Annotated in this window: 4 protein-coding genes; all 4 read right to left on the reverse strand. The window is 66.5% G+C overall.

What is annotated here, in order from left to right:
- Positions 1-110 precede the first annotated feature (110 nt).
- On the reverse strand, positions 111-890 hold the full coding sequence (locus tag LJ657_RS47735) for a thioesterase II family protein (protein ID WP_232656041.1): 780 nt from the start codon (positions 888-890) through the stop codon (positions 111-113).
- Positions 891-1,061: 171 nt separating this feature from the next.
- The gene (locus LJ657_RS47740; RefSeq protein ID WP_232656042.1) at positions 1,062-2,324 is read right to left on the reverse strand and encodes an MFS transporter; all 1,263 of its coding nucleotides are present in this window, start codon (positions 2,322-2,324) and stop codon (positions 1,062-1,064) included.
- Positions 2,325-2,383: 59 nt separating this feature from the next.
- Entirely contained in the window at positions 2,384-3,184 is an 801-nt protein-coding gene (locus tag LJ657_RS47745; RefSeq protein WP_232656043.1) for an AfsR/SARP family transcriptional regulator, read from the reverse strand.
- Positions 3,185-3,322: 138 nt separating this feature from the next.
- Positions 3,323-12,154 carry a non-ribosomal peptide synthetase gene (locus tag LJ657_RS47750; protein WP_232656044.1) on the reverse strand — a complete coding sequence of 2,944 codons (8,832 nt, stop codon included), beginning with the start codon at positions 12,152-12,154 and terminating at the stop codon, positions 3,323-3,325.
- Positions 12,155-12,236 lie beyond the last annotated feature (82 nt).

The following is a 12,236-nucleotide window of genomic DNA, read 5'->3' on the forward strand; positions in this document are numbered from 1 at the left end:
TTCCCGCTTCTCCTGCTCGACGGGCGTATACCCGCCCCGCTGCGCGTACCTCACGATCCCGTCGTACCGCAGGGATCACGAACCGTCACGACCCCGCAGGCTCTACGAGTTCAACCTGAGTAGGAACTCTTGGTGAGCCTTGCGCTGCGCAGCCGCGCGGACAAGTCGTCCAGTACTTCTGCTTCGGAGTCGACCAAGTAGAAATGCCCCCCGGGAAACACCTTGATGCTTGATTCACCGATCGACGCGTCCGACCACGCATACGCCTCGGAGACAGTAACGTCCGGGTCACTGTCTCCCACATAGATCGAGAGCGGGCTCTTGATGGTCCGGCCGGGCCGAGGAGAATGGTTCTTGATCATGCGCAGGTCCGCCCGGAGCGCCGGAAGCAGCAGCGGGCGAAGGTCCTCGTCGTCGTACGCCGCCGAGTTGACGTTCCCCAAAGACTTGGCAAAGTCGATGACCGATTCGTCGTTGTCATCAGGCAGGTCGCGCCCCCCAGTGCCGGGGCCGCTACGGCCGGAAACAACGACCATGGCTGGGCCCCGACCATGGTTCTCCTCCAGCAGAAATGCAACTTCGAAGGCAAGGGCTGCACCCATGCTGTGCCCGAACAACACCAAGCCGCTGTCGAGCAACGGGGCCAGCTCCGCGGCGATTTCGTCGGCCATCTCGTCCATGTCCTCGACGAACGGTTCCGTGATCCGGTCCTCCCTGCCCGGATAGCGGATCGTCAGCAGTTCGACATCGACAGGCAACCGACGGCGCCAGCTGCTGAAGGCGCTGGCGGAACCTCCGGCGTGGGGGAAACAGACCAGACGCTGCTTGGGCCCGGCGACCGTGCCAAACCGCCGCAGCCATATCGCGGAGTCAGACGCATTCACAGACATTCAGGTGTGCTCCAGCAATGAGTTGCGTGGTGAGATCACGATCACCTTACATTGATCGTGACGTCGGGGAAGGCGGCGCAGATCACCGCAGAAATATGAGCTGTTTCATCCATCGATATCCACCCACAAAAAGCGACCGTTCGGGGCGTGCTTGATATGAGCTTGATGCACTCATCGTTTCGCAGTTCCGGTCGGCTCCTCACTTTTCGGCTCTTCGTCTTCCAGCACACCTGCCTGGTTCGGGAGTACACGCCGACGCTGCTCGGGTCGGGTTGCCAGGTACAACGAGCCGACGATGAGAATGCAGACGCTCAAATAAACCAGATCTTGGTAGGGCAGCACGTCGATCAGCATGACGCCGACGAAGATGCCGACGCCTTGCATCCCGGTCATGATGAAGCTCGCTGCTCCGGTCACCCGGCCCAGCAGCTCATTCGGGGTGTACAGCTGAAACGCCGTCATCGAACTGACCACGACCGGTGCCAGGCACAGCCCGACGGTCGCAGCAGCGGCGATCACCACCGCACTGTTGGGGACTGCGACGAAGCCGGCGGCGACCGCGCACAATCCCAAGCCGACCGCCGCCGTACGCCCAGGTCCGGCACGTTTGATGAGCGCCGGCGCGAGCAAGCCTCCGATCAGCCCGGTCAGGCTCATGACGGTGACCAAAGTGCCTACCCAGGTCGCGGGACGCCCCAGCCCGACGGTCACCACAGCGATGCCGAGCGTCTCGTAGAAGCCCATCGCGAAGAAGGCGAGTGCCAAGGCGAGGGACAGGTGACGCAGCAGCGGCGTGGTCAGCAAGTATCGGAATCCGACCACGACCTGCTGGCTCCAGCTCTCCCGGTCCGCCCCCCGGACCGGCTTCGGGTCGTCGATCCGCACCAGCGACCAGCACAGCACCGACACACCGAAGGTGGCCGCGTCGGCAACGGCCAGGGTGTGCCCGCCCCAGGCCGCCAGGACACCCAGCCCGATGCCTGGGGTTATCAGCCGAGCGGCCTGATTCAGCGCCTGGCTGAGCCCGATGGCCTTACTCACGAGTTCCGCGGGCATGAGCTGCTCTCGCAAGGCGACGAAGGCACCGGAGGTGAGCGCAGAGCTGATCCCGTAGAGGAACATCATCACGTAGATCAGCCAGACCTGGCCCGGGCCGTCCACAGTAACGAGCGACAAGATCAACAGTGCGGTGGCCACCTCGGTGAACATCAGCAGCCGTCTGCGTCGGAACCGGTCGACCAGCACTCCGGTGACGGGTGAGAGCATGGTCCCCAGAGTCAGGCAGAGGATGACGACGCCGGCCTGCGCAGTCGACCCGGTCAGTTCCTTGACCCAGATGGAAGCGGCGAGCCAGAAGGCATTGTCGCCGATCATGGTCACCGTATTGCCCAGGATGCAGATACGCAGGTTACGGATGCGGAACAGTTCGCGCATGAAGATTCAGTCCTTTGGGCGGGCCGGCTCCGGCCCTTCTGGGGTTCCGGTGCGCTGGATCACGCGATCGACCGCATCGGGGTCTGCGGCCTGATCGACAGGACATCGAAACTCCGCGACAGGATCGCCTGCTGAAGACTGCGCAGACGGTGGCTCGGGGTGAGCCCTGACTGCTCGCTCAGCGAGTTGCGAATCGACGAGTAAACCCGCAACGCCTCGCTGGGGCGTCCAGCGTTGTAGAGGGCGACCATCAAATATTCGTGGACTCGTTCGCGGGAGGGGTACTCCCCCGCCAACGCGTAGAGTCCTCCCACCAGTTCGGCATGCCGCCCGAGGTTCAGGTCGAGTTCTGTCGACTTCTCGTAGGAGGTTATGTACAGCTCGTCAAGGCGCCGCGCCTCCGCCATCAATCGCGGCGTGCAACGGACGTCAGCGAGGGCCCTCCCGCGCCACAGTTTCAACGCCTGACGCAGCAGTGCCGAGGCGCCTTCTATATCCCCCTGGGCCTCAAGTCGGCCAGCCTCGTCCCGCTCTTGCTCGAACTGTTGCAGATCGCTGTCGTGGCCGGCCAGGCTGAAAACATATCCCGGGGGGCGGGTGAGAATGGAGGACTGCTCGGAGCGTGAACCGCCCTCGCCCAGGATCTTACGGAGATTGGAGATATAAACCTGAAGTGCCGTTGTCGCGGTCCGGGGCGGGAACCCGTCCCAGAGTTCCTCGATCAATTGATGGGTGGACATCATGCGGTTGGGCCGCGCCAGGAAATTCGCCAGCAAGATCTTCAACTTCAGGGCGCCAGGTGCGCATGACCGCCCATCACTGTCGACCAGCGACAACTGCCCCAGGATTCCGAACTTCATGCTTCTGCTCCCCGTGTGGATGGTGCATGTGTACTTGACGTGCCGGCTATTCGGCCTTGGCGGGGCTGAACCCATCGCCAAGGCCGGGCATGTGGAATCCCAGAAAGGGAAGCCTGCCTAACCGCTGTCTACGCGCCGTCAGGCTCCCCTCAGCGAAGCCGCGATGATGGGCACGATGTGCGAGAGCGAGTCCGGGCTCATCATCGCCTCGTGCTCGTATGGCACGGAATGCTGCACGATGCCGCCGTCGGTGTACGGGAGCCACTTGTCCGCCGCCGTGCGATCACCGGTCCTGGCCGGGTCCGCAGCGATGTACAACACCCGCGAGGACAGACGGCGGGGCCTGAAGTCACTCAGGATCCGTTCGTTGTTCTCTGCGCTGTCGACCAGCGCGTTGATCCGTGCTTCGTCTCGGTCTCGCCAGTCAGGCTGGGTGCGGCGCAGGAAGCCGATCACCTCTGCCCGAGTGAGCTGACTGGCGGTGGCATCCCTGCCGGTCTCAGGGCCACCCACGTCCCCGGGCTTGTGCCCGAGGACCTGCAACAGCATCTCGAGCGTCTCGTGTTCCACGATCGACCCATTGGCTGCGGCTGTGTATTCAGCGCCCGAGTCGAGCAACGCAAGCAGCGACACCTGCTCGCCCTGCTCCTCAAGCTGGTTCGCCATCTCGTGCGCGACGTTCCCTCCGAACGACCACCCGAGCAGGTGGTAAGGCCCAGACGGCTGCACCGTGCGCAGCCGCGCCACGTAATCGGCGGCCATCTCCGTCACGCTCCCGGGCTGCCGCTCCGGCTGCAGCAAGCCCCGGCCCTGGAGACCGTAGACCGGAAAGTCCGGCCCAAGCCGGTCCGCCAAGCCCATGTAGGCCCAGGCGAGAGAGCCCAACGGGTGCACGCAGAAGAGCGGTGCCGAGCTGCCAGTGGTCCTCAGCGGCAGCAGCACCCCGTAGGAGTCCTCGGGATTGTCCACGTCGAGCCGCTCTACCAGTCCGGCCACTGTCGGAGCATCGAGCAGAGCACGGATCCCCAACTCGACACCCATGACCGTTCGGATCCGGCTGATGAGACGGGTGGCCAGCAGCGAGTGGCCACCCAGTTCGAAGAAGTTGTCGTCGATGGTGACCCGGTCGACGCCTAGTGTTTCTGCGAACAGCTCACACATTTGCCTTTCCTGCGGGGTGCGCGCGGCACGGCCGGTCGTGCTGCTGGTGAACTCGGGAGCGGGCAGGGCCCGCCGGTTCAGCTTCCCGTTCGGCGTCAACGGCAGCACATCCAGCACCATGACTGTGGAAGGCACCATGTAGTCCGGCACCATCTTCGCCGCATGCGCCCGCAGGGCTTGCGGGTCGGGTACCGCGTCGGCGGTGGGGACGGCGTAGCCGACGAGCCGCTTGTCGCCGGGCCGGTCCTCCCGGACGACCACCGCGGCCTGGGCGACGTCGGGGTGGGCGGCGAGGACGGACTCGATCTCGCCCAGCTCGATGCGGAAGCCCCGCACCTTGACCTGGTCGTCGATGCGGCCGAGGTACTCGATGGTCCCGCTCGCATTCCACCGCACCAGGTCCCCCGTGCGGTACATGCGCGAGCCGGGCACACCGAACGGGTCGGCGACGAACCGTTCCGCCGTCAGACCCGGACGGTTCACATACCCGCGGGCGAGACCGTCACCGGCGATGTACAACTCGCCCGCGACACCCACCGGTACCGGGCACAGGCCCGCATCCAGGACATACACCTGCGTGTTGGCGATCGGAGCGCCGATCGAGGACACCCCGCCGGCATCCCCACGGACCTCGTCGGCCGTGGACCAGATCGTCGTCTCGGTCGGCCCGTACAGATTCGTCACCGACGCCGTCCGCGCCAGCAGCGTGCGCGCCAGCTCACCCGGCAGCGCCTCACCACCCACCAGCGCCCGCACCCCGGCCAGCTCATCCGCGGCATCGACCACCACCGCATGCCACAGACTCGGCGTCGCCTGCGCCACAGTCACCCCAGCCGAGGAAACCAGCGATCGCAGCGCCAGCGGATCACGCACTTGCTCCGACGCCGCCAGCACCACAGCAGCACCGTTCAGCAACGGCAGATACAACTCCAAACCCGCGATGTCGAAGGCAATCGTCGTCACCGCCAGCAACCGGTCACCCACACCCAGACCGAACCGCTCCTGCATCGACCACAGGAAGTTCACCAACGCCCGATGCTCGACCACCACGCCCTTTGGCCGACCCGTGGAACCCGACGTGAAAATCGCATACGCCGGCACGCGCGCACCCAACGGGGCAACCCGCTCGGCATCGGACAGGTCGCCGGCCGCCCGCGCATCGAGAGCCTGCTGTACCGCCGGATCATCCAGCAGGATCCGGGTGGTGCCGGCCGGTAGTCCGACCCCGCTGTCCCCGACCGTGATCACGCACATCGGATCAGCGTCGTCGAGGATGCAGGCGATGCGGTCGGCGGGGTAGTCCGGGTCGACGGGCACATACGCCGCACCGGTCTTCAGCACCGCCAGCAGCGCGATCACCAGGTCTGTCGACCGGGGCAAGGCGACCGCAACGAACCGCTCCGGGCCCGCACCGTGTTCGATCAGCAGCCGGGCCAGCCGGTTCACCCGCTCGCTCAGCTCGCGATACGTCAGTTCCGTGCCGTTGCAGATGAGTGCCGTGGCGTCCGGCGTCCGCACGACCTGCTGCTCGAACAGCTCAGGCAGAGCTGCGGCGGGGATGTCACGGCTGGTGTCGTTCCACTGCTTGAGCACAAAGTTCTGCTCGGTGTCGTCGAGGACGGGCAGGGTGTGTACGGGAGTGTCGTCCAAGGCGTGGACCAAGTGGCTGGTGGTCGTGTGCAACAGGGACAGCACCAGGTCCGGGTCGATCGGGTCCACGCACTGGACGGTGTACACGAAGCCGTCGCCGGTGTCGTCCACCGTGACCGTCAGCGGGTAGTTGGTGCGCTCCTGAGCGAAGAGGATCTCGATGCCCTCGACGTCGACACCGGTGCCCGCGGCGCTGTGACGGTAGTTGAACAGAGCGGTGAACAGCGGGGCTTCCGTCGGCACCGCACTCATGCGCTGGGCCGATGCAAGCGGGGCGTGCTCGTGGACCAGCAGTTCCGCGAGATCGGCTTGGGTTCGCTTGATGGCGTCGCCCAGGTTGTTGCTGGTGTCGAGGCGTACCGGCAGCGTGTTGATGAACAGACCGGGGATCCGGTCCGCGCCGGCACCAGCCTGCATACGGCCGAACAGCACCGTACCGAAGACGACATCCTCACGACCCGACGCCGAGGCGACCACCCGCGCGAACATCACATGCAACACCGTCGCCGCACTCACACCCAAGCGCCGCGCCATCTCGCGTACGGCTCTGGCGGTAGCCGCGTCGAGGGGTTTACGGGCCTCGGCGATCTCCGTGCCGTCACCCAGTACATCGGTGATGCCGAAGGGCGCGGTGGGTTCCGTGACGTCGCCGAGCTGACCGGCGAAGAACGCCTCGTGCTCGGACGCCGGTATGCCCAACCTCGCCTGGGCGACGAAGTTCCGGAACGGCAGCGGCGGCGGCAGTTCCTTTTCCCTGCCTTCGAGGAATGCCTGGACCTCCGTGAACAGGACGTCCACCGCCGTGTGGTCCTGGACCAAGTGGTGCACCTGGATCAGTGCCATCGAACCCGTCGTGGTGACCCGGACCAGCGGCGCCGCGGTGATGTCCATGGCCGAGCCGGACGCCGCCAGCAGACCCTGCACATCGGTGACTTGCGGCAGTTCGTGGACCGGGATCTCCACGTGCCTGTGGACCACCTGGACCGGCTCGCGCAGTCCCTCCCACAGCACAGCCGTACGAAGGATGTCGTGCCGGTCCACCACCCTCTGGAGCACGGCGACGAACGCGTCCAGCCGAGCCCGGGAATCGAACCCGAGCACCATCGGCAGGACATACGCGTCCTCACCCGACGAGGCACCCATCAGGTGATGGAAGAGAATGCCCTCCTGCAACGGCGCCAGCGGATAGACATCCGCCACGTTCGCGACGCCGCCCGGAACCCGGGCCACGACCCTGTCGATCTCCTCCTGCGACAGCCCCGCCAACGGCACCATCTCCGGCGTGATGACTTCGACGCCCTCGACGATCCCGTTCGGCGGGATCAACAGGCCCTTGTCCGCGGTCCCCAGACCGGACGCGAGACCCGCCACCGTCGGCGTCACGAACAACGACCGCACCGGCACCGACAGCCCACGCTCACGCAACCGCTCCACCAAAGACACCGCCAGCAGCGAATGCCCACCCAACTCGAAGAAGTTGTCGTCAACGGACACCCGCTCAATGCCGAGCACCTGCGCGAACACCTCACACAGGATCTCCTCCTGCGTGTTACGGGGTGCACGTCCCTCCGTGCTCGCCTTGAACTCGGGCGCGGGAAGCGCCCGTCGGTCCAGCTTTCCGTTCGGCGTCAGAGGCAGCACGTCCAGCAGCACGATCGCCGACGGGACCATGTACTCCGGCACCGCCTTCGCCACGTGGGCCCGCAGGACTTGCGGGTCGGCGGTGGAGACGGCGTAGCCGACCAGTCGCTTGTCGCCGGGCCGGTCCTCGCGCACGACCACCGTGGCCTGGGTGACCTCGGGGTGCGAGGCGAGGACCGACTCGATCTCACCCAGCTCAATACGGAAACCTCGCACCTTGACCTGGTCGTCGATACGGCCGAGGTACTCGATCTCGCCGTTGGTGTTCCATCGGACGAGGTCTCCGGTGCGGTACATCCGTGAACCGGGATCGCCGTACGGATCGGCGACGAAGCGTTCCGCTGTCAGGTCGGGGCGGTTGAGGTAGCCGCGCGCCAGACCGGCGCCCGCGATGTACAACTCTCCTGCTACGCCCACCGGTACGGGGCTCAAGCCGTCGTCGAGGACGTAGGTGGACACATTGTCGATCGGGCGGCCGATCGGCGGGGTGGTCGCGGTGTCGGTGTCGGTGTGCCAATAGGTGGTATAGACGGTCGCTTCGGTCGGGCCGTAGATGTTCGCGACCCGGGCCCCGGGCATCGCCGCACGGATGTCACGGACCGTGTGCGCGGCCAGCGCCTCACCGGCCAGTGCCACCGCACGCGGACGGGCACCGCTCAACCTGCCGGCCAGCAGATGCGAGAAGGCCGAGGGCACGCCACTGACCAGACTCCGGGACAGTGTGTCGGGGTCGAGGTCGGGCAGGGACAGCAGGTCCCGTACGACCTCGATGCTGCCGCCGGACACCAGTGGGGCGAAGATCTCGAAGACGGAGACGTCGAAGTTGAGGGACGTGGAGGCCACGACCCGGGACAGCTCCGCGAAGCGGAACCTGCGATCGGCCCAGGCCAACAGGTTGGCCACCGACCGGTGTTCGACGACGACGCCCTTCGGGCGGCCCGTCGAACCCGAGGTGTAGATCACGTACGCCGGTGTGCGCGGGTCCAACGACACCGGCAGATCCGCTTCGGAGTCGCTGTCGAGGGCATCGAGGAAGACCGGGGCGATGCCGTCCGGCACCTCAACTCCGCTGCCGTCGATCGTGATCGCACACATCGGCGCGGCGTCCTGAAGGATGTAGGCGATCCGATCCGCCGGGTAGCCGAGGTCAATGGGTACATACGCCGCACCCGTCTTGAGCACCGCGAGCAGCGCGATGATCAGGTCCGACGAGCGGGGCAGGGCGACGGCGACGAACCGTTCCGGACCCGCGCCTCGCGCGGCCAGCAGACGGGCCAGGCGGTTCGCCTGCTCGTTCACCTGGCGGTACGACAGTTCGGTGCCGTCGAAGACCAGCGCCGTGGCGTCCGGCGTCCGCGCTACCTGCTGCTCGAACAGCTCGGGCAGGACTACACCCGGGATGTCGTGGCCGGTGTCGTTCCATTCCTGGAGTACCAGGCTCAGTTCGGCGTCGTCGAGGATGCGTGCCCGGCTGACAGGCTGCTCGGGGGCTGCGAGGACCTCCTCCAGGAACCGCGCCAGCCAGCCCGCCATCCGCTCGATCGTCGACCGGTCGAACAGATCCGTCGCGAACTCGATGCCGCCCCGGATACCCGCCGGCTCGCCCTCCTCGGTGAACACCTCGGCGAGATTGAAGGAGAGGTCGAACTTCGCCACCTGTGCCCCGGCCGCTGCGATCTCCACTTCGAGACCCGGCATCACCAAGTCGGACACCGGGGTGTTCTGGAACGCCACGGCCACCTGGAACAGCGGGTGTCGGCCCATCGAGCGAACCGGATTCAACACCTCCACCAGACGCTCGAACGGCACATCCTGCGCCCCGAACGCCCTGAGATCGGTCTCCCGAACCCGCTCCACCAGCTCTGCGAACGAGGGATCGCCTGACACATCCGCCCGCAACACCAGCGTGTTCACGAAGAACCCGACCAGGTCATCCAGCGCTTCATCCAGACGACCCGCCACCGGAGAGCCGATCGGAATGTCCGTACCCGCCCCCAGCCGGGACAACAGACCCGCCACCGCCGCCTGCACCACCATGAACACACTCGCCCCACGCTCACGCGCAAGACCCACCACGTTCCGGTGCACCGCGGCATCAAGCTCAAGCTCGACCACGCCACCCGTATGAGAGGCCACCGCTGGACGCGGGCGGTCGAACGGCAGCGCCAACTCCTCTGGGGCACCGGCGAGTTCACCCCGCCAGAACTCCGTCTGGCTTTGATCACCCTCATCGCCCAACAGTTCGCGCTGCCACAGGGTGTAGTCCGCGTACTGCACCGGCAGCGGCTCCCACTGCGGAACCGCACCCGCACACCGCGCCCCGTACGCCGCCGCGAGATCCCGCGCCAACGGGCCCAAGGACCAACCGTCACCCGCGATGTGATGCATGACCGCGGCCAACACCCACTCATCCACGGCTACTCGGAAGGCCCACACCCGTACCGGAATCTCAGAGCTCAGGTCGAACGCGTACGCCGAGACGTCCGCGATGTCAGCCGAGATCCGCTCACGGTCGCTCTCCCGCACCACCAGCGCCGGCGCCGCCTCCGCCAGCGACAGGATCCGCTGGTACGGCTGACCGTCCACCTCGACGAACACCGTCCGCAGACTCTCGTGCCGGCCCACCACATCCGTCAACGCCAGTTCCAGCGCCTTCAGATCCAGCTCACCCCGCAGCCGTACCACCAGCGGAATGTTGTACGTCGCGCTCGGCCCCTCCAACCGGTTCAAGAACCACAACCGCCGCTGGGCAAACGACACCGGCACCCGCTCCGGACGCTCCACCGCCCGCAACACCGCACGCCCCACACCAGCACCCGCAAGCCGCTCCACCAACCCCGCCACCGACGGAGCCTCGAACAACACACGAATGCCCAGCTCCACACCCAGCACCGACCGGACACGGCTGACCAGACGCGTCGCCAGCAGCGAATGCCCACCCAACTCAAAGAAGTTGTCATCGATGCTGACCTCGTCGACACCCAGCACTTCCGCAAACAGCTCACACAGCTGCTTCTCCTGTGGGGTACGTGGTGCACGGCCTTCCGTGTGCGCGGTGAACTCCGGAGCCGGCAACGCCCCACGGTCCAGCTTTCCGTTCGGGGTCAACGGCAGCGCGTCCAACGGCACGATCGCCGACGGGACCATGTACTCGGGGAGCACCTTCGCCACGTGCGTTCGCAGTGTGAGCGGATCGGCAGGGGAAACGGCGTAGGCGACGAGCCGCTTGTCGCCGGGCCGGTCCTCGCGCACGATCACCGTTGCCTGGGCGACGTCCGGATGGCCGGCCAGAACGGACTCGATCTCGCCGAGTTCGATACGGAAACCCCGCACCTTGACCTGGTCGTCGACGCGGCCCAGGTACTCCAACTCGCCGTCACTGTTCCGCCGTACGAGGTCTCCTGTGCGGTACATCCGCGAGCCGGGAGGACCGTACGGGTCGGCGACGAAGCGTTCCGCCGTCAGACCCGGACGGTTCAGGTAACCGCGCGCCACACCTTCGCCGGCGACATACAAGTCCCCGGCCACACCCACGGGAACCGGCAACAGACCGCTGTCGAGGACATACACCCGGGTGTTCCACGAAGGCCGACCGATCGGCACCGGACCCGCCAGGGCCGGCTGACCGGGCACGAGCTGGTAGGCGACGCATCCCACCGTCGCCTCGGTCGGGCCGTACTCATTGACCACGGTGGCCGTCGGATGGGCGCGCCGCCACTGCTCCAACTGCTCACCCGTCAACTGCTCGCCGCCCACCACCAGATGACCCGACGGCGAGAACACACCCGGCAACGCGTCCAGCAATGCGATATGGCTCGGCGTGACCTTCGCGAAGCTCAACGGCACAGCTGCCAACGCCTCTTCGACCGCCGGATCCTCCTCCAGGTCGGCCACCACCACGCAGCCGCCGCTGACCAGCGGCGCGAACAACACCGTCACCGTCAGATCGAACGACACCGGCGAATGCAGCAGCGCGTTCCCACGCACCCCGGGATACATCTCCACCGCCCAGGACACGTAGTCGACCACCGACCGATGCTCAACCACCACACCCTTCGGCCGACCCGTCGAACCCGACGTATAGATCACATACGCCGGCGTGCCCGGGTCCAGGGACACCGGCAGCTCCGCCTCGGAGTATTCGTCGAGGAGAACTCGGGTGATGCCGTCCGGGACCTCGACTCCGCCGCCCTCGGCGGTGACCACGCACATGGGGGCGGCGTCATCGAGGATGTAGGCGATGCGGTCGGTCGGATAGTCCGGGTCGACAGGCACGTAGGCCGCGCCCGTCTTCAGGACTGCCAACAGTGCGATGACCAGATCTGCCGACCGGGGGAGGGCCACGGCGACGAACCGCTCGGGACCCGCACCCCGCTCAACCAACACACGCGCCAGACGGTTCGCCCGCTCGCTCACCTCGCGATACGACAGCTCAGTGCCGTCGAAGACCAGCGCCGTGGCGTCCGGCGTCCGCGCGACCTGCTCCTCGAACAACTCGGGCAGCGTGCCACCAGGCACCTCCCGACCGGTGTCGATGCAGAGGAGTTGGTCAAGGTGAGCGTCGTCGAGGACGGGCAGGGTGTGTACGGGTGTGTCGTCC

This window comes from Streptomyces guryensis (assembly GCF_021261325.1).
Taxonomy (GTDB): Bacteria; Actinomycetota; Actinomycetes; order Streptomycetales; family Streptomycetaceae; genus Streptomyces; species Streptomyces guryensis.

Bases quoted from the DNA above. Each gene is read 5' to 3' on its own strand.
- LJ657_RS47745 (WP_232656043.1), bottom strand. From the start codon at position 3,184: ATGAAGTTCGGAATCCTGGGGCAGTTGTCGCTGGTCGACAGTGATGGG.
- LJ657_RS47735 (WP_232656041.1), bottom strand. From the start codon at position 890: ATGTCTGTGAATGCGTCTGACTCCGCGATATGGCTGCGGCGGTTTGGC.
- LJ657_RS47740 (WP_232656042.1), bottom strand. From the start codon at position 2,324: ATGCGCGAACTGTTCCGCATCCGTAACCTGCGTATCTGCATCCTGGGC.